Genomic DNA, 22787 nt, shown 5'->3' with positions numbered 1-22787 from the left:
CAACTTGCCTATGAGTTATGCAATTGAGAAACCAAAGGTGTCAGAGTCGATTTATCCCGCAAAGAGTGTGCAATTTGCATCAAAATAGCGACAGTTTTTCCACTTTACAAGTGCGGGAAGAACCGCATTTCCCCCTTTGTTAAGCAAACCGTTGCATATTGCTTACCATCTTCTGGTGCTCATTGACCGTAATCGTCTCTCGAGTAATGTCGCTGGCCTCAACGTATTTCTGCCATTCATTCGATTCGGCGAGACGCTTCAGCTCGGCATTTCTCGTAGCCAGCATCTTTGCCAGACTCGCGCGAAGCATCGTCAATTCGACGAGTCGCCCAACCGGGCCCAGTCGAGTACTGAATCGGATCTCGTTGCGAACCCGGGTTCCATCATCCATTTGCGCGAAGTGATGGTCATGTTCATAGTTCTGGAAGATTCCTGAAACCATGGTCTCCCGAAAGTAGCTATAGGGCCTGATCGCATCGATTCGACTGGTATAGAGCTGCTTGTTCCAGCCCATTCTCCAACCGAGAGAATCCCCTAACTTCAGTGAGTCCGGGCCTGCTGGGCGCGTCAGAACTTCATTCGATAATAGCGCAGAAAAGTCTATGCTGGTGGCCAATAAAAAGCACCGCTCCACGGGAGCGTTCACCCATGTCGTCAATCGAATTGTAGTCATAGGGGAAAACCATCCGTAACGTATCAACTGCGGGATCTCCGTCCCCGATAAACTATCTATCTGTTAGATGCATAGCGTAACTTTTAGGAAGCCGGCCCTTTAAATAACGTCCGCGCACACGAATGCTGCGTGTCTGATCCTCCTCCTTTAGAGGGGAGGACAGAGACGTTATTCCATTCCATCTTCGTAAGTCAAAGATTTATTTCTATCGGGTCCGGAGCTCGAGAGACCAACTCTTAACTCGGGACCGGTCCTCGTTCTCAAGAAAACGCAGGAGCGGCGACGCATAGTTTTGCAGCACCGCTCGGCTTATGCCAGTTCCGTGCCCCTCGAATCCACCAGCCGCTTCGACCGAACGATAAATGCCTCCATCGCTACCGAGCCTTCATCGCCCTTGCCCCGCGTGCGAACGCTTACTGTCTCCGCCGCTGCTTCCTTGTCTCCCATCACCAGTACAAACGGAACCTTCTGTATTGTGAACTCGCGAATCTTCGCGTTCATCTTCTCGTTTCGCGCGTCCAGCTCTACCCGCAGTCCTGCAGCCTCGAGCTTTGCCTTCACGCTCTTCGCATACTCGATGTGCTTCTCTGAGATCGGCACCAGCCCCACCTGCACCGGCGCAAGCCACATCGGGAATGCTCCCGCGTAGTGTTCGATCAGCACTCCGAAGAATCGCTCGACGCTTCCGAAAAGCGCGCGATGCACCATCACCGGCCTATGTTTCTCTCCATCCTCGCCCGTGTACTCCAGCTCAAATCGCTGTGGCAGGTTGAAGTCGAATTGCACGGTCGAGAGTTGCCACAGGCGTCCCAGCACATCCACCAGCTTGATGTCGATCTTCGGCCCGTAGAACGCAGCCTCGCCCGGAATCTCGCGATAAGGAATTCCCTTCGCATCGAGCACCTTCTTGAGCGAGCCAACCGCCGTCTCCCAGTGCTCGGGCGAGCCAACATAGCTCTTCTGATCCTTCGGATCCCAGGTCGAAAGCTCTACCTTGAACTCTGCAAAGCCGAACGCCTTCAGCACTTCGTCGGCAAACTCGACGCAGGCAGCAATCTCGCCCTCGATCTGCTCCGGTGTGCAGAAGATATGCGCGTCGTCCTGCGTAAAGCCACGTACACGCAGCAGGCCATGCATCGTTCCCGAGCGTTCGTAGCGATACACATTGCCCAGCTCCGCATAGCGTTGCGGCAGATCGCGGTAGCTCTTCGGCGAGTTCTTGTAGATCAGGATGTGGCCCGGGCAGTTCATCGGCTTCAACCGGTACTCCGCGTCATCGAGCTCCATCGGCGGATACATATTCTGCCCGTAGAAGCCCTCATGGCCCGAGATCTTCCAGAGCTCCCGCCGCATAATATGCGGGGTAAACACCATATCGTAACCGCGACGGATACATTCATCGCGCATCCAGTCTTCCATCGTCTTGCGAATCAGTCCGCCTTTTGGATGCCAGAAGATCAGCCCCGCGCCCGCAACTTCCTGGATGGAAAACAGGTCGAGCTGTTTGCCCAGCACGCGATGATCGCGAGCCTTGATCTCTTCCAAACGCTTGAAGTGCGCATCGAGATCCTTTGCGTTGAAGAAGGCCGTTCCATAGACGCGCTGCAGTTGTTGGTTCTTCTCGTCGCCCAGCCAGTAGGCACCAGCGATGCTCGTCACCTTGAACGCTTTAACGCGTCCGGTAGAAGGCACGTGAGGTCCCCTGCAGAAGTCGGTGAAGTTCCCATTCTTGTAAAGAGAGATCTCATCACCCGGCTTGGTGAACCGCTCGATGAAGTGCACCTTCATGAAGTCGCCGTGGGCGCTGTATTCTTCCAGGCCCTTCTCTCGTGACTCATGCTCGCGCACGAACTTCTCATCGCGCGCCACCACCTCGGCCATGCGTGCTTCGATCGCCGCCAGGTCCGCCTCGGTAAACGGCGTCTCGCGATAGACATCGTAGAAAAACCCTGAATCCGTTGCCGGACCATGTCCCAGCTTCGTCTCCGGAAACAACTCCAGGATCGCCGTCGCCATTACATGCGCTGCCGAATGCCGCACCACCTTCAGGGCAGCTTCATCCGTCTCCTTCAGCAGCTCCAGCGCGACGTCTTCGTTCAACGGAGCCGACAAGTCCACCAGCCGCTCTCCCGTTTCCGCAGCGGAGCTGTACATTCCAGCTTCAGTCTGCGCTTCGCTGGCCTCTTCGGCGGCCGTTTCATCCTCGATAACCGGTGCGGTCAGCGGTCGGATCCGCGCCACCACGACAGCTGCCGCCAGCCGTGGGGAGATGCTCATCGCAATGTCATACGGTGTGGTTCCGCGAGCGACCTCGCGTACCGATCCATCTGGAAGCTGTACCTTAATCATCTGTTCACTCATAACGCGTATTTATCCAGCATATTTGCTTTGCTTGCCTTGCACCAACTCCCAGGGCAAATCACGCATCTATACTGGAAGAGAAAGGGCTCCATTAAGTGAGCTCACGTAAAAACCGGTCATTCTTTACCACTGCAGTTATCGAATAGGAGTCCCTATGCAAGTCTTGTGTCATCCTTCGGACACCCCCGCCGACATTCATTGCCCTATCTGCAACCAGGGTTTTCGCCTCTACTGGGAGCGCCCCAGCGCCCCCGATCAGGAGGCCGCTCTTCCTGGAATCTATCAGGAACTGCGCGACCACCATCGCGATAAGCGTGCGATTGTGCATCCGGATATTCCCTTCAACATCCCCAGCTGGGCGGGATTACCGCATTTTTCAGCTGCCGCCCTTCTAGGCGGAGCGTACTAGCTCAGCTCATCTACGGAACGCCTGCGCCATGGCCGGGTAAGTCAGGGCCTGAGGCGCAGGCGTTCACGTAAGCGCACATCATCACCAGCAGTCCGTGCTTCATCGCCGCCATCGCCTTTGGCGAGTTGCTTGCCTCCAGCATCCTTCTGCTCACCCCTGCCATCGCCGCCATCATCGTCGAAGCCACTACCTGCACGTCCTCGCCGAACTCCGCGCCTGAAGATTTCAGCATCGCCGTAACCGCGCTTATGCCGCGCACGCCAAGCTGCCGCACAATCTCCGCCCCACCAACGTCATCGCTCACAAAGTAGAGGGCCCTACTCGCCTCCACGTTCTCCAGCTTGGCTGTAAGGAACTCCGTGACCAACGCGTTTGCCATCTGCTCGAGGGGCGCCCCCGCCTCCCTTGCGCAGACCGCCTCAACCGCACAGGTAACCCCCTCCATGTGGTTTCGCAGTACCGCCTGCAGCAGCGAGCTCTTGTTCGGGAAGTACTGGTATAGCGTTCCCACGGAGACGCCTGCCCTCGCCGCCACCTTCGTAGTGGTCAGGCTTTCCTTTCCTGTGCTCAATAAAACCTGAATCGTCGCCTCGCAAATCGCTTCCACGCTGGCGTTCGAGCGCGCCTGCATCGGCGATTTTCGCGGTTCCAGCTGCGGTTTTAACACCTTCGGCAAATGCGAACTCCTAACCTGAAGCTTCCCTCATCTAAACACGCATGAGCACACAAGCCAATCTCGCTGGAACCTTTACCTTTCCCGGTACCAGTCTCACTGTCCATCGCATGGGCTATGGGGCCATGCAGCTCGCCGGTCCCCACGTCTTCGGCCCTCCGCGCGACCGCGAAGCCGCAATCGCTGTTCTTCGCGAGGCCGTCGCCACCGGTGTCGATCACATTGACACCAGTGACTTCTACGGCCCTCACATCACCAACCAGATCATCCGCGAAGCCCTGCATCCCTACAAGGATTCCCTCGTTATCGTCACCAAGCTTGGGGCCCGCCGCGGCGACGATGGCTCCTGGATTATGGACGCCTCCCGCGAAGGTTTGACCCAGGGTGTCCAGGACAACCTCCGCAACCTCGGACTCGAGCGGCTCGACGTCGTCAATCTCCGCGTTGGAGGAATCACAGCTCCAACTGACGGCTCCATCGAAGAACCTTTTACCGTCCTCGCCGAGCTCCAACAGAAGGGGCTCATCCACCACTTCGGCCTCTCCAACGTAACCCCGGCGCAGCTCGCCGAAGCGCAGAAGATCGCTCCAGTTGTCTGCATCCAGAACTTCTACAACATCGCCAATCGTACCGACGACAACTTCATTGACTTACTCGTAAAACAGGGCATCGCCTACGTCCCCTTCTTCCCTCTGGGAGGCTTCACGCCGCTTCAGTCTTCCACGCTCGAAGAAGAGGCAAAGTCGCTCGGCGCTACACCTATGCAAGTTGCGCTCGCATGGCTCCTGCATCGCTCGCGCAACATTCTCCTGATCCCCGGAACGTCCTCCGTTGGTCACCTGCGCGAAAATATCCAGGCCGCGGCACTCCAGCTTCCTCCCGAAGTCATGGACAGCCTCGGCTCCATAGCGCAGGGACAGGAAGTTTCCAGCTCCTGATTGCGAGCCACTTCGTACTTCAAAACCCGTCGTCACGTGTGCCTGCTGGGCTTGTCTTCTCAAAAGAGACAGCTCTCCCTGAAATCTTCGGAGTATCCTATGCGCATTGAATTCTTACATCGAAGACCAGGGAGAGCAGCCTATGCTGAGCTTGACGAGATCTTCTTTTGCGTTTGCATTTCTTTGGGCCCTCAGCATTCTTCTGTCCCCTCCCTCCGCTGGAAACGCGTGTACCCGCGCCGTCTATCTCGGATCTGACGGTACAGTCATTACCGCCCGGTCCATGGATTGGAAGGTAGACGTCGGCACAAACCTTTGGATCTTTCCCCGTGGAATGCATCGTAGCGGCGAGGCCGGTCCACGTTCTCTCCGCTGGACATCGAAGTATGGCAGCGTGATCGCAACCGGTTACGATGTCTCCACGACCGATGGCATGAATGAAAAAGGTTTGGTGGCGAATCTCCTTTGGCTGGTTGAATCGAAATACCCAGATGCTCGCTCCTCCACCAAGCCCATGCTCGCCATCTCCATCTGGGCCCAGTATGTGCTCGATAACTTTGAGACGGTGCAGCAGGCTGTGGATGCCTTGCAGCGTGAGCCCTTCACCCTTGTGACCGCTAACGTGCCCGGTGAAGAGAGGCTTGCAACTCTCCACCTTTCCATCTCCGACTCGACCGGCGACAGCGCCATCTTCGAATATGTGAATGGTCGTCAGGTCATCCATCACAACCGCAAATACCAGGTCATGACCAACTCCCCTTTGTTTGAGGAGCAGCTTGCATTGGAAGAGTATTGGAAGCAGATTGGAGGTACCGTTTTTCTTCCCGGAACCAACCGCGCGTCCGATCGCTTTGCCCGTGCTTCCTTCTACATAAACGCAATTCCTCAAGACGAGGCACCCGATGTCCTCATCGCCAGTGTATTCAGCGTCATTCGCAACGTCTCCGTACCCTACGGAATCAATACTCCCGATCAACCGAACATCTCCTCCACCCGTTGGCGTACAGTCTCCGACCAAAAGAGAAAGATCTATTTCTTCGAATCAGCTCTGACCCCAAACACCTTCTGGGTTGATTTCAAGGATGTTGACTTTTCTCCAGTTACCGGCAAAGTGTTGAAGCTCGATCTTGGCGAACACCAGCACAATATCTTCTCCGGCAATGCGGCAAAAGCCTTCACAGAAGCTCCTCCCTTTAAGTTTCTCGGCCTCTAGGAGCGACGGCTCTCTTACACCCAAGCCACAATTGCGGCGACAAAAGACAACACAAATCCGGAGATGACCTTGTGTGCCTCGCGCGGCCAAAATGTCTTTATGTCCGCTTGGGGCAAAGCCTCAGCTGGGTCGTCTTCAATCAGTGGCTTGTAACCTTTAGCCCGACGATCGAGATCAGTAACAGCATCAGGAAGCCGATCCGCGCCGCCGAAGCCGGTTCATGAAACAGAGCGATTCCAAGGATTGCGGCGCCCATCGCTCCAATACCTACCCAGACTCCGTACGCGGTACCGATGGGCAGCGTCTCACTCGCTTTGGCCAGCAGATACATGCTTGCCGAAAGCGTGGCAACGGTAAAAATGGTGGGACGCAACCGCGTAAATCCGTTCGTGTACTTCAGTCCAATTGACCAGCACACCTCAAGAAGGCCAGCAATGACCAGGATGGTCCAGTTTGAAAACATGACAAGGCTCCGGTCGCGTCGTCTTGTCCTAACCGGGTACGGCGCATCTCGTCCGGATTGCATGTGGAAGGATCTCGTCTGCCTCTAAACCGGCAAACGGCATCTTTTTATTTTACTTTCTATCTTTCGGTTGGGGTATGCATCCTGTTCTGGAGATCCCGGAGATCCGCAGGTAGATCGGAAGCGAAAACCAGGCGATACCCATAAAATATCGTCATGTCCTATGCCTCAGCGATCGACCATCTGTATGCCCGTGGGCTCGAGCTCGCCCCTGACCCCACCGCGCCTGCCGGAACCCGTCGCAAGTTCGATCTTGAGCACATGCGCATCCTTGCGCGGGCCCTTGGCGACCCCCAGACACGCTTTCCCTCCGTCCTGATCGCGGGAACCAACGGCAAGGGATCCACGGCCGCCACACTGGCCAGCATTCTCACCGCCGCCGGCTACCGCACTGCGCTCTACACCTCGCCGCACCTCTCCCGGGTCAACGAGCGCATCCAGATCGATGGCCAGCCCATCTCCGATGACGACTTCGCCCGGCTCTATTTTCAGGTCGATTCCTCCGGCGAGGGGCTCGTCGTCTCGGGAGATCTTCCCAATCACCCCAGCTTCTTCGAAACTCTCACAGCACTCGCCTTCCTCTACTTTGCAGGAGAACAGGGAGATTCCGCCCACCCCGTCGATATCGCCATCCTCGAGGTCGGCCTCGGGGGTCGTCTTGACGCCACCAATATCGTCGACCCGCTCCTCTCCATCCTCACCGACATCTCACTCGATCACCAGGACTATCTCGGCAACACCATCACTGAGATCACTCGCGAGAAAGCCGGAATCCTGCGGTCCCGTGGAACCCTCATCACGCTGCCGCAGCATCCCGAGGCCAATCAGGCCATCGGTGAAGCTGCCGCCACGCTCGACCTCCACGCCATCAGTGCAGCTAACTACATCCCCACCGCCGACAAACTCCTGCATCCTCCTTTGGAAGGCAGTGCCAGCCCGAGCGAACGCAGCATATCGAAGGACTTGCGGTTCCGCAATCGGTACACCCTCACCCTTGACGGTCAGCCTCTCCGTGTTGACTCGCCCCTCTGGGGCCAGCACCAGCAACGCAACATCGCTCTTGCCATCGCAGCGGCAGAGGAATTACGTAACCAAAGTGGTTACAAATGTGATAAAGGTAACATCCATAGTTACAAAATAACCAACGCTCAGATCGAAGAAGGAATCCGCCGGACCCGCTGGCCCGGCCGCCTCGAGCTGCTTCCGCTCCCGGGCTCCGCCCCTCTTCTGCTCGACGTAGCCCACAATCCCGCGGGCGCCTGGACCCTGCGCGCCGCACTCGCGCAGCTTCCCGAGGAGCAGCCACGCACCCTGCTCTTCTCCTGCCTCCGCGATAAGGACCTGCGCGAGATGAGCCAGATCCTTCTCCCCCTCTTCGACGCCTCCTCGCCAGATCGCCCGAACGATCGCATCCTCTTCGCTCCGATCAACAGCCCCCGTGCGGCCTCGCTTGATGAGCTGGTCGAAGCTGCTCGTGCCCTCGAGATTCCTGCCGAGACGCAGCCAACCCTTGCCGACGCTCTGAAACGTGCGCGGGAGATCACACCTCGCGATGGCATCATCATCGCCACCGGCTCTGTTTACCTCATCGGTGAGCTGCGAACGCTCCTTGGTGCATCCTCAGATACACTGACGCCTTCTTAAAAAGAAAGGCAGGAGGCTATCAAAAAAGAAATGCCATCTCTGACTTAAGAAGTGTCATTCTGAGCTAAGCGCGACGTCGAAAGACCTGCGATTCGCCCGAAGCCAAGAGGAAGCCCAAGGAATCCACCCAGTGCCTGAATCCGCCGAATCCTCAACCCTGACCCCCACCGCGAATAAGAGCCCCATTAAGCCTTCCCCTGTCCCGGCCTTCTTCCGCTGGCTCACTTATCTCATACTCACTCCTTTCATCCTTATCTCAACGACCTTCTTTGGCTGCATCTCTCTGATCTGCGGCTTGTGGGATAAGTCAGGACGACAGCAGCACTTTATCGCTCATCTCTGGGCTCGGTCGCTTATGATCCTCAGCCTCTCTCCTGTAACCCTTGTCGGCAAAGAGAAGCTGCATACCGGCGAGACTGCGGCTTACGTCTCGAACCATCTTAGTTACTACGACACCCCGGTGCTCTTCGCCCGGCTTCCCTTCCAGTTCCGCATCCTGGCCAAGCAATCGCTCTGGAAGATTCCCTTCATTGGCTGGTATCTGAACCGTTCCGGTCAGGTTCCTGTCGATCAGTCGAGCGCCAGGAATGCCGTTGCCAGCCTGAACCGTGGCGTTCAAACTCTGAAGCACGGTATTCCCCTCGTCATCTTTCCAGAGGGCGGGCGAACTAATACCGGGCACCCCCAGGCATTCGTCTCTGGTGCTGCCTATATGGCGATCAAAGCCCAGGTTCCCATCGTGCCGATTACCCTTGTGGGAACCTACGAGCTTCTTCCCATGCATACTTATCATCTCCATCCGCGCCCCCTCGCAGTTATCGTTGGAGACCCGATCTCGACTGTAGGCCTCACAACTCGAGATGCGGACGCCCTGACCGAACAGCTTCTGAGGATCATCACCGCTACGTACATCGAGTACCATCCCGAATTGAACTGACGCGCTCTCTGTTTTCTCGCCGTATCATGGATTATTGCCATGAAGCCGCGAATCGCTATCCCCGTCCCCACCAGCACCGATCCCGAATACAACGCCCGGTCGTGGTTCCAATATGCACAGGCAATTACGCGTGCCGGAGGCGAACCTGTCGAAATTCCCCTGGACGCAACCCCGCGGGCTACAGCAGACCTTATCAATACATGTCACGGCGTGCTGCTTCCAGGCTCGCCTGCTGACGTGAACCCCCACAAGTACGGACACGAGCCCATTCCCGAGTGCAATCCCGCGGACGCGGCGCGCGAGAATGTAGATGAGCTTTTGATTCAGGACGCCCATAACCTCTACAAGCCGATTCTTGCCATCTGCTTTGGGACCCAGTCTCTGAATGTCTGGCGTGGCGGAACCCTGGTGCAGGATCTGTCCCCGATTCCGGTAAACCATTCGGCCGGACGCACGGTTGCCGTGGCCCATACTGCGGGGGTCGTACCCGATTCCACGCTTGGATCGCTTCTCTCCAGAGAAGAAGCCCCCGAGCAGAAAGGCTTCCTTCGCCTTCCTATCAACTCCAGCCATCACCAGGCCCTCGGAGTTCCCGGGGACGGACTGCGCGTGGTCGCGCGAAGCTCAGAAGATGGGGTTGTAGAAGCTGTGGAGGGCGGACAGGATCCGCATAACCCTCGAGCGCACTTTGTTCTGGGAGTGCAGTGGCATCCGGAACGCAGCTATGACATCAGCGCCGCCTCCCGTGCATTGTTCGACCGGTTTATCTCGGAGGCGACTTCCTGGTCACCACGATCCATTCACACATCCGTGGCACAGAACTCCTGAAGATGTTCCACGTGGAACAATGAGCTGGGCATCGGCTGCTTAAGGGATGTTCCACGTGGAACATCCTGCATCTGCGATACTGATTGACGATGCTTGTACTTCCGGAATCCGAGATAGCGAGACTCCTGAGTCCCTTTCTCTCCCCCTTATCTCCTGAGTTGATTGCCCGGCTTTCGCTCTATCTGGACGTTTTGGTGCGATGGAACGGACGAACCAACCTTACCGCGATTCGTACCCCGGAGGAGATGGTCCGCAGGCACTTCGGGGAGAGTCTGTTTGCCGCCCACAATCTGGGGGATACGCTGCCTGGAACTCTCCTGGACCTGGGATCGGGGGCCGGATTTCCTGGAGTTCCCATCGCTCTGCTCCACTCCGGGATAAAGGTAACGCTCGCGGAGTCACAGAATAAGAAGGCCACCTTCCTACGAGAAGTAGTTCGCACTCTTGGCTTGTCCAACGTGGAGGTGTGGGGAGCACGGGCTGAATCGATGCCTTCTGAACGCCAGTTCCACACAGTAGTTCTGCGGGCAGTCGACCATATGGATGCGGCGCTCTCCGCAGCGGCCCCCCGGGCCAGCGACCAGATGGTGCTTCTCGCTACCGGATCCCCACGCCTTCCGACCGAATTCGAAGAACAGGCCCAGATCGCGCTTCCTGAGAGTAAATCCGGGTTCCTTTTCCGTGCAATCCGAACCTGATGTTCCACGTGGAACGCTCATTCGATTTTCCTACCCGAATCAGCGCTTAAAAACGGCATAGGTTGCACATGGAATATAAAGATTTCCACATGGATCGTCCGTGAACCCCTCCATTTCTCGCGCGTTTCGCGCGTTCCACATGTTCTCCACAGCCTGCCCGAGTTCTTCACAACCCCACCGGGATTGCTCTCGACGAGTTGTGCCGCTAACCTCTTCTTAGCCCGATGAGTAGCCCAAATACCACTCCTTCCAACCCGCCCGCCAAGACCCGCTCCGAAGAGACCTCCAGTGAGAATGGGAAGTCCACCCAGCCCCAGAAGACGGAGAAGCCGGCCACGGAGAAGGCCGCCAAACAGGCCTCGCGAGTCATAGCGATCGTTAACCAGAAGGGTGGGGTGGGCAAGACTACGACCGCCATCAATCTGGCCGCGTCTTTCGCGTTGGAGGGGATTCCCACCCTACTGATCGACTGCGACCCCCAGGCGAACTCATCCGGAGGCCTGGGCGTGGCTCGCCAGGGAGAAGATGATGAGCATCGGAACAGCACCTACGATCTGTTGCTGGGAGACGCCACACTTGCAGAGAGCATGCTTTCGACCGACGTGGAGAATCTGAAGCTCGTGCCTTCCAGCAAGAATCTGGTGGGAGCAACAATTGAATTGATCTCAGCGGACCGGCGGGAGTACAGGCTGCGCGAGGCGATTGAGCCAGTGAGATCGCAGTTCTCCTTCATTCTTCTCGACTGTCCCCCGGCGCTCGACCTGTTAACCCTGAATGCGTTGGTTGCGGCCGATGGTCTGCTGGTGCCGATGCAGGCCGAGTATTTCGCCCTGGAAGGAATCTCGGAGCTAATGTCGACGCTGGATCGCGTGACCGCAAGCTTCAATCCGAGCCTGACGCTCGAAGGCGTTTTGCTGACCATGTATGACGATCGCACAAACCTTGCGGTTCAGGTGACCGATAACCTGAAGGCCTTCTTCAACGACAAGCTGCTGAAGACATCGATTCCGCGCAACGTGCGTCTGGCCGAAGCTCCCAGCCACGGCAAGCCGGTGGCACTCTACGATGCGCGCTCGCGAGGAGCAGAGACCTATCGCGAACTCGCGCTGGAACTGCTGAGCCGGAACAATATGGAAAGCCCGGAGGCAAAGAGGCGCAAGGCTGCCGCCGCCGCGGCTGCCAGCTCTCTGAAGTCATTTAATAAACCAGAGAAGAAGTCCCGATTCTGGCGATCCTGAGCCGACCGGTCTTCCATCTGTCCCCAGGACCCTGTATCCGTCATTTTTATCTGTAAGAAAGCTGATCACCATGCCAACTGCAACGCCTGATACCAAACGTCGTGCCCTGGGCAAAGGGCTGGAATCCCTTCTTCCGCAACGACCTGCCGCGCAAGCCTCAGTCCCAGCCATCGCTGCGGCTGCTGCGACGGCTCCTGAACCCGCAGGCCGTCCCCTCGAAATACCTCTAGACCAGATCGAGCGCAACCCATGGCAGACGCGGAAACACTTCGATGAGGCTCAATTGGGGGAGTTAGCCCAATCGATTGTAGCGAGTGGCGTAGTACAGCCGATAGTGGTCCGACCAATGCCACCCTCACCACATCAAGCGCCGGGCCACAATCCTGTGCGCTATCAGCTGATTACCGGGGAGCGGCGATGGCTGGCCTCCCGCAAAGCTGGAAAGGCCACGATTCCAGCCATTGTGAGGCAGGTAGCCGACGAGCAGGTGCTGGAGATGACCATCGTCGAGAACCTGCAGAGAACGGATCTGAATCCGATGGAACAGGCTCGGGCCTACCAACGCCTGGGCCAGGAGTTCAAGCTGACCCAGGAGCAGATGGCGACCCGCACGGGCAAGGACAGGGCTTCGGTGTCGAACTTCCTGCGCCTCCTTCGCTTGCCTGAGGGCGTTCAGGCGAAGGTGGAGACAGCGGAGCTGAGCTTCGGGCACGCTCGCGCCCTACTGGCGCTGGACTCTCCTGACTCGATCACCTCGGCGGCTCAGAAGGTTCTTGCTCTGTCCTTTTCGGTTCGCCAGACGGAGAACTACGTCCAGGGCCTGATCAATCCGGAGGCGAAGGAAAAGAAGGAGAAGCAGCAGCAGGTGCAGACCGAGGATCCGAACGTTCGCGAAGCAGAGGACAAGCTGCGAAGATCGCTGGGCCTGAAGGTGAGGATTGAAGATAAGAAGGGCAAGGGGAAGGTGATCATCGAATACTCGGGGTTGGAGGACTTCGATTCTCTGCTGGAGATGCTAGGCGGTAATTAGCTGGCGGGGTGAGAGCTAGTCTCCGCAATAAACCTCGTCTTCATGGTCAGGGTATTCTCCGGCGAAAAGGAACTTTATAGGTTCCAGCGCGTATGTATCCTCGGACCACCAAACAATTGTTCGTTTAATCGTTACATATTCTTATCTACATTTATGAAAGCCACTGCTCTCGAGTTTCGTCTTCGTTTTCTATTTCATGCTGTGATCTATGTGCTGGGCTTCACCGCTCCATGGGACCGGTGGCTGCATCTGGATTCCATCCGCACATGGCAGTATCTTGCGGCGTGGCTGACGCGCAGTGGATGGCTGAATTTCAGTTCGGCGACAGTGCTGGTCCTTGGGATAGGGGTCCTGTTCGCGTTTACAGGCGCATTTTGGCGCACGTGGGCCTCGGCCTACCTTGGAGCTTCGGTCGTCTATTCGCCGACGATGCACGGCAGCGGGATGGTTACCGCCGGACCATATCGGAGGACGCGGAATCCCCTCTACCTGGGGTTGATGCTGCATACGGTCGCCCTGTGCCTGTTGATGCCGCCGAGCGGAGCCATTGTGACGGTGGTCCTGATTGTTCTGTTCGAGCTGCGGCTAGCTCTGGGCGAGGAGTCTTTTTTGAGTGAGAGGTTCGGTGAGCCTTACCGCGAGTATGTCCGCCGCGTTCCGAGGCTGCTGCCCGCGCTCAGCCCGCGCTTTGAAGACAAGGGAGCCAAACCGCAATGGGGTTGGGCGTTTTTGAGCGAGATCTATATGTGGGGTGTCTTTGTCTCGTTTGCCGCACTCGGCTGGCGGTATAACTCGCTGCTGATTATGCAGGGTGTGCTGGTCTCGCTGGGCGTTTCGCTGGTTGTGCGAGCTATTTTGCCGAAGCCGCAGACGGCGGTTTGAGAGACTGAGGCATGGCGCGACTTCGAAGTCCCGAAAAACGCAGGGCCATTCTGGAGGCAGCGGTGATTGAGATCGCCGAAGCCGGGCTGGGAGCACCTACTGCAAAGATTGCAAAGCGGGCGGGCCTGGCAGAGGGCACGCTGTTTACCTACTTCGCCACAAAAGAAGAGCTGCTGAACGAGCTTTATGTCGAACTGAAACTTGAGGTGTTTGAAAGATTGAATGCGGACTTCCCTCTCAGGGCAAGCGTCAGGGAGCGGGCGTGGCATGTGTGGTCGAGCTCTTTGGAATGGGCAATTGAGTTTCCGCAGAAGCGTAAGGTCTCGGTGCAGTTGAATCTTTCGGATGCAGTGAAGGCGGAGACACGGGAACGGACTGCGGAGAAGCGCGGGCAAATCGATGCGCTGTTTCGCGAATTGGCCGAACGCGAGACGTTGCGGGACCTTCCGGCGGGCTTTGCCGGGGCGACCATGGCGGCGATGCAGGAGGCGACGATGGATTTTATCGCCAGAAGCCCGCGACAGCGAAAGGTCCTGATCGAGCGAGGGTTTGCTCTCTTCTGGCGGTCGGTGCGGTAACGGCTGTAGTTTGAATCCCTGATTCGACGCTTTCTTTCTTAACTGCTTCAGCGAATAAATGAGCAACCACTCGCTCATTTTAGAATCCTATGACACAGGAGGATCTGGCGAATGGCTAAGGTCTGGTTGATTACGGGAAGCGGAAACGGTTTAGGGCGCGACATCGCTGAGGCGGCCCTGGCGGCGGGAGACAGCGTGGTTGCAGGAACGCGGCGTATCGACGAACTCGATGCCTTGGTGGCACGGTATGGCGATCGTGTGCAGCCGGTCGTACTTGAGGTGCGCGATGAGGTGCAGGCGCGTGCAGCCGTCCAGCTCGCGGTCGACAGATTCGGCAGATTGGATGTACTGGTAAACAACGCCGGCTATGGGCAGCTTGCGCCCTTTGAGCAGATGAGCGGGGAGGACTTTCAGGCTGTCGTTGATACATGTTTCTACGGTGTGGTGTATACGACGCGCGCTGCGGTTCCAGTGATGCGACGGCAGAGAAGCGGACACATCTTCCAAGTCTCTTCGATAGGAGGGCGCTTGGGAATGCCGGGTAACACGCCGTATCACGCGGCAAAGTGGGCCGTTGGAGGCTTCAGTGATGGGCTGGCGATGGAGGTGGGCCCGTTCGGGGTAAAGGTGTGCTCGCTCGAGCCCGGTGGAATCCGGACGAACTGGGCGCGGCGCGCAGGGCAGAATCCTCCGGAGCTGTTGCCCGAGTATGAGCCTTCCATCGGTCCGATTCTCGAGCTGGTGAAGTATATTGAAGGGCGCCAGGAGGGCGATCCGAAGAGGATTGCGGATCTGATTGTGCGTCTGGCAAACAGCGACGATGTTCCGGTGCGATTGATTTTGGGTGTGGATGCGGAGAAACGGGTCAAGACCGCAGAGACGGCTCGCGCGAAGGAAGCAGAGAAATTTCGCGAGCTGACGCTATCCACCGTGTACGAGGATGCAGAGCCCATTCCTGAGCTATTGCGCCGATAGAACGAGGTACTAACAAGAAAGCCCGCGTGATTTTGTCGGACGACGACGCGGGCTTTATCTTTTTGTCCTATCTGCGGCTGGCTACCTGTCAGTAGTTCCTGTTTCGTTTGCCACACTGGACTGACGATATAACTACAATGTGAATGCGCCTTCCGCGGGGTTGATGCGAGGCTTTTTTGCCGGCGCGCCGCTTAAGGCTTTTTGGTATGCGGCCACCCCAGGAGATTGGCCCGCATGGGTTGATTTTCGGAGTGAATACGAAAGTCGCTGAATAGGAGCATGCGGAGGATCGTGTTCGGACGGAGATACCAGCTTGCCCAGCTGAGAGGAGAATCACCGTAGGCGTCACGCGCATCGATTTGAGCTCCTGCATCCAACAGCAGTTTGATCGTGTCCTCGTTGCCAAAAGCCGCGGCACGGTGAAGAGGTGTCTCTCCGCGCGTCCTTGAGTCGCGCATGAAGCAGCCGGTCTCCACGCCGATCTTTGTTACCACGTTTGGGTTGGCTCCATGCGAGAGAAGCACTGTGAGGACGCGGTCATGCGTCATGCGGTCGGTCGTGCATAACGCACTGTGCAAAGGAGTCTCTCCAGTCTCGGCGATAGCTCGATTCACATCAGTTCCCTGTTCCAACAGAAACTTACACAGTCGCCAGTGACCGTGAAAGGCTGCGGCGTTGAGGCCATAGTCTTCGCCAAGCGTGTTCAGTCCTGGTCCACGGGAGAGCAGGACCCTCATGGCGCTGACGTCGCCGTAATAGGCACACCACTGCAGCAGTGAAGCTCCCTTCTCCACGGTGTCGTGTGAGACTCCATACTGGAGAAGCTCGAAGATGAGGTCCGTGCGTCCATCAACAAATTCGTGGAGCAGCGAAGGTCTGTCGGGCTGTGGCATGTGGAAACTCCTCGGCGAGAAATTCTCCTGGAAATTTGAATGCTACATGCGAAAGAGCCCGCGTGGCTTCGTGGTTTGACGACGAAGGTGCGGGCTCTTCTTGTCTGATTGTCGCGGCGCGTTTGCAGTGTAGCTTTGGCGCCAATGTGTTGCCGGTTCAGTGCCGCCTGTCGCGACGGATGAAGCTACTTCTTCGGCGGAGCGATGGTATCCTTGGCGACCTTGGCCACGCGGAACTTCACGACGGTCTTCGCCTTGATCTTGATGGTCTCGCCGGTCTGAGGGTTGCGGCCCAGGCGTGCCTTGCGCTCGGCCTTCACCAACTTGCCGATGCCGGGAATGGTGAACTCACCGTTCTTCTTGGTCTCCTTGACGGCCGTCTCGGCCAGCAGGTCCAGGAAGGTTGCGGTCTGCTTGTTGGTGAGCTCGAGCTTCTCTGCCAGTTGGCGAACCAGCGCTGTTTTGGTCAATCCCTTTGCCATGTGTGTTGCTCCTTCTTGCATTCTTGTTTTGTCTAAAGCAGGTCATCCGCCCGTCTTCGAAACTGTCTTTTCGGCGTTTTGCGAAGCGCGAATCGCCAGTGTTCATGCGGGTGCAGAGAAACCGTACCGCAATTCACCTTCAGCTTTTCCGCGCGTTTTGTCAATCGGATTTGTTTGGTTTCCACAGGTTTTTTAGGGTTTTTCCGTTTTTTGTCCCATTTTCGGCACTTTTTACCCCAAATTGGCGACTTTTAGGTCCCACAAAAGCCGCTTCCATGCGTGGATGAAAGCCCTAAAACAGAGGTTTGCGGGGCTTGCGAACGACCAGAGGCGCATTGAGAAGAGCGACAAGCGGTGCGGTTGCTTCGAAGCGCTTCACGATCTCCTTGAGCAGCGTTGGGGTGGTTGCGGCATTAGGGGGAAGGTGTGCTGTCACTCCCCACTGGCCACAGAGGAGCAGGTCCATTGCCGGCGAATCCGGTGGAAAGCCCTTGGGGGGACGGGTAAGTTTGTGGCCGTCGAACTCGGGCATGACAGTACGCAGCTTTTTCGATGCGAGCAGGCGACGCAGTTCTTCGTGGTGGGTCTCGATGTGACGACGAATCGCAAGGAGTTGTTCCCGCTCGGGCATGTAGACACCGGCGGCGATGACAAGCTCGTCGGGACCCATGTGGAAGTAAAAGCCTCCGCCGGAGGTCTTTTCCAGGCCGGAGCGAGCCCACCACGCCCCCTGATTTCTTTTGTACGGTCGCTTGTCGGAGCTGAACCGAATATCGCGATAGATCCGCATCGCCACCTTTTGCGGGGGCTGAACATTCTCGGGTGCGAAGCGAAGCATGGCTTCGTTGATCGCGGTGATGAGGTTGAGCGTGGGGGCTTTTATCTCACGTTCATAGATAGGCTTGCGGGCGTTGAACCATTCACGGTCGTTGTTGCGCTTAAGGCTGCGCATAAATTTCAGGGCTTCAAGGGAGTAATGCGGTGCGACAGACGCCATGCGGCTATCTTAGCTGGAGATGCTGACGGCGAATGTCAGTAGGGCTTGGCTCCCATAGGGAAGATTTGAAAAATATTTCTGCCGAAGACTCCGTCATAGCCTAGATTGCTTGTATGTCATGGAACGATCGTCGCTCTTTCCTGAAGATGACCGCGCTTGCTGGCGCGTTTTCGACTAATAGCCTCTTTCGCCAGGCGCATGCCGAGGAGATGGGAGCCGCATCGTCTGCGGTGAGCCATCTGGACGCGAGTGCGGTGGCCCAGAACGAAGACTTCTGGAGCGTGATTCAGCGCGGCTATTCGGTGAGCACGCAGATCATCAATCTCAACAACGGTGGCGTATCGCCGGCTCCCGTCGTGGTGCAGCAGGCGGTTGAACGCTACAACCAGATGACGAATGAGGGGCCGTCGTACTTTATGTGGCAGATCCTCGATCAGGGGCGCGAACCTCTGCGGCAGAAGTTGGCTCACCTGGCGGGCACGTCGCCTGAAGAGATTGCGATCAATCGCAACGCGACCGAGGCCCTGAACACCATCATCTATGGATTACCCCTCCAGCCTGGCGATGAGGTGATTGGTACGAAGCAGGACTATCCCAACATGATGAATGCGTATCGCCAAAGGGCTGCGCGCGATGGGATCGTCTACAAACAGATCAGCTTCGACTTTCCCATCGAGAATGCCGATACGATCGTGAAGGCCTATGAGCAGGCGATTACGCCGCGCACGAAGCTCGTTCACGTTACCCACATGGTCAACTGGGTCGGTCAGCTGATGCCGGTACAGCAGATTGCTGACATGGCGCATGCAAAGGGCATCGAGGTGATCGTCGATGGCGCGCACTCGTTTGGCCTGATGGATTTCAAGATTCCTGATCTGCATTGCGACTACTTCGGAACCAGTCTGCACAAGTTCCTTTCGGCGCCAATCGGTTCAGGGATGATGTGGGTGAAGAAGGACAAGATCGAAAAGCTGTGGCCGCTGACCTGTTATGGCGATCCGCATAGCCCCGACATTCGCAAGTTCGAGGCGCTGGGAACGCGCAGCTTTCCGATCGAGCAGGGTATTGGTGAGGCGATCAACTTTCATGAGGCCATTGGTTCCAGACGCAAGCAGGAGCGAGTCTTCTATCTGAAGAATTACTGGGCCATGCAGGTGAAAGACTTCCCCGGCGTCAAGCTGCATACGTCGCTCGACCCGCGCTTCTCGTGCGCGATCTGCGGTGTGAGCATCGATGGTGTCCCACCGCACGATCTAATGAATACGTTGTTCGACCGCTATAAAATTCACACGGTCTCGATCGACTACGAAAAGATTCACTGTATTCGCGTGACACCGCATGTGTACACAACGCTCGCGGACCTAAATAAGTTTGTGGGTGCGATAGGTGAGATCGCAGCCAGTAAGAAGGCGGAAGCGCCAGTCAGCTCACGCTAGGTCTACATCAGTTGGTGCGGGCAGCCTTCTCTCGTAGTGCAGTGATGCTTGTCGCCGAAGGCTTCGATGAACAAGCCTAGGCTTGAGCCGAAGTTTTCTTGAACATCAGCGGGACGACGAAGGTTCCGCTGACCCCGAGCTGCGAAATAATGGATGAATGTATAAGACGCAATTTCAAGGTCCCGCTGTGGGGATCGATTTTGGCACGACGAATAGCTCGGTAGCGGTTGTGACAGAGGATTCGAAGGTAGAACTTGCTTCGTTTCCGGCCAACGGAGGGAGCACGGTATCGTATCGTTCCGTTCTTTATCTTGAGCAGACGAAGAAAGCCGGCACAAAACAGGTACTTTCGAAGACTGGACCCGCGGCTATCGAGGGTTATCTGGATACCGAGGAGAAAGGCCGGCTCATCCAGTCGCTCAAGTCCTACCTTCCGAACCATACGCTTACTGGAACAGAGGTTTTTGGCCGCCGCTACACGCTCGAGGAGCTTGTAGCGCGCATGCTTGCTGATCTGCGCGGGTATGCGGAACGTCAGTTCGGTATGCCTATTCGCCATGCCATGGTGGGGCGACCGGTTCGCTTTGTCGGGGCCGAGACCGAGGAGGATGATGCCTACGCCGTCTCGCGGCTCCGCAATGCCTTTGCACTTGCCGGTTTTGAGAGCGTCGAGTTCGAAATGGAGCCTGTCGCAGCAGCCTACTCGTACGAATCCACGCTCGATCACGACGAACTGATTCTCATCGGCGACTTCGGTGGAGGCACCAGCGATTTCTCTCTGCTCAACGTTGGTCCTGGCGTGCGCAGACGTGGACGCACATCCGAGGATCTGCTGGGCAACAGCGGCGTGGGGCTTGCCGGAGACGCCTTTGACGCAAGGATCGTTCGCAAGCTTGTCTCTCCCGCACTGGGATCGGAGTCCTATGCGCGTTCGTTCAACAAGATCCTCCCGGCCGTACCGGCATGGATCTATACCAATCTTGAACGCTGGCACTACCTCTCCTTCCTGCGTACAAGGAATGTTGCTGAGATCTTGCGGAGCGCGAGCCTGCGGGCTCTTGAGCCTGAAAAGATAGAAGCTCTTATTGCATTGATTGAAGAAGATCTCGGCTACCAACTACACCAGGCTGTGCAGAAGGTGAAGTTCCAGCTTTCGCGGGCCACCTCTGCGGAGTTCCGTTTTCACGAAGGCAGCCTGGATCTGCAGGTTCCGGTTACACGCGGCGAGTTCGAGGAATGGATCGCAGAAGAGTTGCACGTGATCGAGAGTTGCGTCGACTCGCTGCTCGACAATTCCGGCGTCAGTGCGCGCGATGTTGATCGCGTGTTTCTGACCGGTGGAACTTCCTTCGTGCCGGCGGTGCGGCATATCTTCGCGACTCGTTTCGGCGAGGATCGTATTCGAAGTGGTAACGAATTCACTTCGGTTGCACATGGGCTCGCGTTGCGAGCAGAGGAATCCCTATTGATGGCGGCTATCTGATCCGGTCGTACGGTTGTCTCAGTCGAGCCGAGAAACAACCGCACGACTTTGAACGCTACTACGTCAACGTGATCTGAAGCGAGGTAACGCTTGCTGGTGGAAAGGTGTGCGTCAGCTTGCCACCGGAGGGGTTGAGTCCACTGATTGTGCTTGGCTTCACGGCGTCCGGGTGGGCGAAGTCGTTGTGCGCGTGGACGTCTTTCTCGGCGAGGACTGTGCCTTTGGCGGAGGCGACTGTAGCTCCGCGCACAGCTATCTCGGTGGTCATGGGCTGCGTGAGATGAGGGTTGACAACGGTGAGGTTGAGCGTTTTTCCGTTGAGGGAGGCAGAACCGCTAAGACCGGCTAGCGATTTTACCGGTGGCAGCTGACCGATGTAGCTGTTACCGCCGACCTGGCTTGCAGTGTCGCCCATAGGATTGGGGATGGAGGGAGCGGTGAACTCGGCGCGAACGGCCTGGGCTCCACGATGAGGAAGGTACATCTGAAAGACGTGGAAGGTGGGAGTGACGCAGAACTTGTCGCCCTGCGCGAGCATGAGGGAGTGAATGCAGTTGATGGACTGTGCGACAGCGGCGACGGCGACCTTATCGGCGTGGCGCTGGAAGATGTCGAAGGTGATGCCGGTGAGCAGGGCGTCGCGCATGGTGGACTGTTGGGAGAGGTTGTACTCAGGGGCAAGCTCGGTGCCTTTGCCGTACCAGGCTCCCCATTCGTCAACGACAAGCTTGACTGTCGGCTGGCCTTTCGAGAGTTCACTGGAGACTGCGCTGCCCATCGCGGTCCAGTGATCGGTAATGACCTTGTCCATCAGGCTGCCACGGGTGAGCAGGTCGTAAAACTCGGCGTCGTTGAAGGCGAGTGCATCGCCGGCGGCGAACTTCGTGGGGCTTCCTGAAGTGTAGTAGTGGATGGAAAGTCCCCAAAGATGACGGCGCTCGGGATTGCCGTAGAGGGATTTGAAGAGGCGGCTGGTCCAGTCGACGTCATCTCCATTGGGGCCAACAGCGACGAAGCGCAGATCGGTTTCGCCATAGGTGGGTGTCCATGCGGTATAGCGCCGGAACTCGGCCGCATATTCCTCGGGGGTGAGATTGCCCCCGCACCCCCAGCTTTCGTTGCCGACGCCCCACAGATCAACGTTGAAGGGGTCGCGATCTCCATTGGCGGCGCGCTGGACGGCCAACGTATCAGGAGCTGCTGGAGCGGCGGAGTTGGACGGCAGGTCGCCAGCCGGAGCATTGCAGTATTCGATCTCCTGATAAAAGTCGCGTGCAGGCTGAGTACGCAGGTTGGCGGCGAGGTAAGGCTTGCATCCGATGGCACGGCAGGTTCGCATGAACTCGTGCAGACCGTACTGGTTGGATTCCTGCTGCTTCCAGAAACCCGCGCGAGCGGGCCGCTGGTTGCGCGGGCCGATGCCGTCGCGCCAGTCGTAGGAGTCGGCGAAGCAGCCGCCAGGCCAGCGTAATACGGGCACCTGCACGGCCTTCATGGTGTCGATGAAGTCCTTGCGGATTCCGTTGACGTTAGCGATCTTCGAACCCTCGCCGACCCAGACTCCGTCGTAGATGACTCCGCCAAGATGCTCGATAAAGTGCGAGTAGATTTCGGGCGAGATGGTTGCGATGGTCTCGGCGGGATTGACGTTGATATAAGCATCCACCTGACCGGGGGTCTGCGAGAGCAGAGCAGAGCCGCGCATGGCAGCAGCAGCTGCGGCAAGGGAGGTGGACTTGAGGAAAGCGCGACGCGACGGCGTGGTTGGGATCATGAGAAAACGTTCTCCGGGTATTGGAGAAACAATATACAGCGTTGCGGAATGGTTCAAGTGGTCAGAAGAAAGCGCTCTTTTTTTAGTCCGGTTCAGAAGAACGACGATAGGAAAAGACAGGC

The 22787-nt window shown here is 57.2% G+C and carries 22 protein-coding genes and 1 riboswitch; of the genes, 14 read left to right on the top strand and 8 right to left on the bottom strand.

Annotated elements, in window-relative coordinates; all coding sequences use genetic code 11:
• Positions 1-139 precede the first annotated feature (139 nt).
• Complete coding sequence (locus tag AC5S26_RS02935) at positions 140-673, bottom strand: SRPBCC family protein (RefSeq protein ID WP_494183354.1); 534 nt, start codon at positions 671-673, stop codon at positions 140-142.
• Between the two features lie 309 nt (positions 674-982).
• Positions 983-3034, bottom strand: a complete 2052-nt coding sequence (gene thrS / locus AC5S26_RS02930; protein ID WP_494183353.1) for a threonine--tRNA ligase — start codon at positions 3032-3034, stop codon at positions 983-985.
• A 154-nt stretch (positions 3035-3188) separates the two neighbouring features.
• Here thrS and AC5S26_RS02925 point away from each other — a divergent pair, with 154 nt between their 5' ends.
• Positions 3189-3443, top strand: a complete 255-nt coding sequence (locus tag AC5S26_RS02925; protein ID WP_494183352.1) for a hypothetical protein — start codon at positions 3189-3191, stop codon at positions 3441-3443.
• Between the two features lie 10 nt (positions 3444-3453).
• Here AC5S26_RS02925 and AC5S26_RS02920 read toward each other — a convergent pair whose 3' ends face one another.
• Entirely contained in the window at positions 3454-4110 is a 657-nt protein-coding gene (locus AC5S26_RS02920) for a TetR/AcrR family transcriptional regulator (RefSeq protein WP_494184595.1), read from the bottom strand.
• Positions 4111-4160: 50 nt separating this feature from the next.
• Between AC5S26_RS02920 and AC5S26_RS02915 the strand changes: the two genes are divergently transcribed.
• Both AC5S26_RS02915 and AC5S26_RS02910 read left to right on the top strand, forming a co-directional pair.
• Positions 4161-5054: an aldo/keto reductase family oxidoreductase gene (locus AC5S26_RS02915; RefSeq protein ID WP_494183351.1), complete on the top strand. Its 894-nt coding sequence runs from the start codon at positions 4161-4163 to the stop codon at positions 5052-5054.
• Positions 5055-5196: 142 nt separating this feature from the next.
• Positions 5197-6267: a linear amide C-N hydrolase gene (locus AC5S26_RS02910; protein ID WP_494183350.1), complete on the top strand. Its 1071-nt coding sequence runs from the start codon at positions 5197-5199 to the stop codon at positions 6265-6267.
• A 139-nt stretch (positions 6268-6406) separates the two neighbouring features.
• Here AC5S26_RS02910 and sugE read toward each other — a convergent pair whose 3' ends face one another.
• Positions 6407-6730 (bottom strand): quaternary ammonium compound efflux SMR transporter SugE, encoded by a 324-nt coding sequence (gene sugE, locus AC5S26_RS02905; protein ID WP_494183349.1) that lies wholly within the window; start codon positions 6728-6730, stop codon positions 6407-6409.
• Between the two features lie 12 nt (positions 6731-6742).
• Positions 6743-6807: riboswitch (guanidine-III (ykkC-III) riboswitch) on the bottom strand.
• 139 nt (positions 6808-6946) lie between these two features.
• Between sugE and AC5S26_RS02900 the strand changes: the two genes are divergently transcribed.
• From AC5S26_RS02900 to AC5S26_RS02860, 9 genes are all read left to right on the top strand, one after another.
• On the top strand, positions 6947-8434 hold the full coding sequence (locus AC5S26_RS02900; protein ID WP_494183348.1) for a bifunctional folylpolyglutamate synthase/dihydrofolate synthase: 1488 nt from the start codon (positions 6947-6949) through the stop codon (positions 8432-8434).
• 130 nt (positions 8435-8564) lie between these two features.
• A complete protein-coding gene (locus AC5S26_RS02895; protein WP_494183347.1) occupies positions 8565-9371 on the top strand; it encodes a lysophospholipid acyltransferase family protein in 807 nt (268 codons plus the stop codon).
• A 39-nt stretch (positions 9372-9410) separates the two neighbouring features.
• On the top strand, positions 9411-10199 hold the full coding sequence (locus AC5S26_RS02890; RefSeq protein WP_494183346.1) for a gamma-glutamyl-gamma-aminobutyrate hydrolase family protein: 789 nt from the start codon (positions 9411-9413) through the stop codon (positions 10197-10199).
• Between the two features lie 89 nt (positions 10200-10288).
• On the top strand, positions 10289-10897 hold the full coding sequence (gene rsmG / locus AC5S26_RS02885; RefSeq protein ID WP_494183345.1) for a 16S rRNA (guanine(527)-N(7))-methyltransferase RsmG: 609 nt from the start codon (positions 10289-10291) through the stop codon (positions 10895-10897).
• 224 nt (positions 10898-11121) lie between these two features.
• Positions 11122-12135, top strand: coding sequence for a ParA family protein (locus AC5S26_RS02880; RefSeq protein ID WP_494183344.1), 1014 nt, complete (start codon positions 11122-11124; stop codon positions 12133-12135).
• Positions 12136-12205: 70 nt separating this feature from the next.
• Entirely contained in the window at positions 12206-13165 is a 960-nt protein-coding gene (locus AC5S26_RS02875) for a ParB/RepB/Spo0J family partition protein (protein ID WP_494183343.1), read from the top strand.
• 153 nt (positions 13166-13318) lie between these two features.
• Positions 13319-14047, top strand: coding sequence for a methyltransferase family protein (locus AC5S26_RS02870; protein ID WP_494183342.1), 729 nt, complete (start codon positions 13319-13321; stop codon positions 14045-14047).
• 11 nt (positions 14048-14058) lie between these two features.
• Positions 14059-14625 (top strand): TetR/AcrR family transcriptional regulator, encoded by a 567-nt coding sequence (locus AC5S26_RS02865; RefSeq protein ID WP_494183341.1) that lies wholly within the window; start codon positions 14059-14061, stop codon positions 14623-14625.
• Between the two features lie 111 nt (positions 14626-14736).
• Positions 14737-15600, top strand: coding sequence for an SDR family NAD(P)-dependent oxidoreductase (locus tag AC5S26_RS02860; protein ID WP_494183340.1), 864 nt, complete (start codon positions 14737-14739; stop codon positions 15598-15600).
• A 191-nt stretch (positions 15601-15791) separates the two neighbouring features.
• Here AC5S26_RS02860 and AC5S26_RS02855 read toward each other — a convergent pair whose 3' ends face one another.
• From AC5S26_RS02855 to AC5S26_RS02845, 3 genes are all read right to left on the bottom strand, one after another.
• Positions 15792-16493 (bottom strand): ankyrin repeat domain-containing protein, encoded by a 702-nt coding sequence (locus AC5S26_RS02855; protein WP_494183339.1) that lies wholly within the window; start codon positions 16491-16493, stop codon positions 15792-15794.
• A 185-nt stretch (positions 16494-16678) separates the two neighbouring features.
• Complete coding sequence (locus AC5S26_RS02850) at positions 16679-16975, bottom strand: HU family DNA-binding protein (protein ID WP_026387847.1); 297 nt, start codon at positions 16973-16975, stop codon at positions 16679-16681.
• A 292-nt stretch (positions 16976-17267) separates the two neighbouring features.
• Positions 17268-17972 carry a DUF2461 domain-containing protein gene (locus tag AC5S26_RS02845; RefSeq protein ID WP_494183338.1) on the bottom strand — a complete coding sequence of 235 codons (705 nt, stop codon included), beginning with the start codon at positions 17970-17972 and terminating at the stop codon, positions 17268-17270.
• Between the two features lie 113 nt (positions 17973-18085).
• Between AC5S26_RS02845 and AC5S26_RS02840 the strand changes: the two genes are divergently transcribed.
• Both AC5S26_RS02840 and AC5S26_RS02835 read left to right on the top strand, forming a co-directional pair.
• A complete protein-coding gene (locus AC5S26_RS02840) occupies positions 18086-19408 on the top strand; it encodes an aminotransferase class V-fold PLP-dependent enzyme (RefSeq protein ID WP_494183337.1) in 1323 nt (440 codons plus the stop codon).
• Positions 19409-19565: 157 nt separating this feature from the next.
• Positions 19566-20891, top strand: coding sequence for an Hsp70 family protein (locus tag AC5S26_RS02835; RefSeq protein ID WP_494183336.1), 1326 nt, complete (start codon positions 19566-19568; stop codon positions 20889-20891).
• Positions 20892-20949: 58 nt separating this feature from the next.
• On the opposite strand, the gene AC5S26_RS02830 is transcribed toward AC5S26_RS02835, so the two are convergent.
• Positions 20950-22665 (bottom strand): alpha-N-arabinofuranosidase, encoded by a 1716-nt coding sequence (locus AC5S26_RS02830; protein ID WP_494183335.1) that lies wholly within the window; start codon positions 22663-22665, stop codon positions 20950-20952.
• Positions 22666-22787: the final 122 nt, after the last annotated feature.

This window comes from Edaphobacter sp. FHG110511_03 (genome assembly GCF_059115365.1).
Note: the sequence above shows the minus strand (reverse complement) of the source record. Positions and strands in the feature narration are given on the sequence as shown.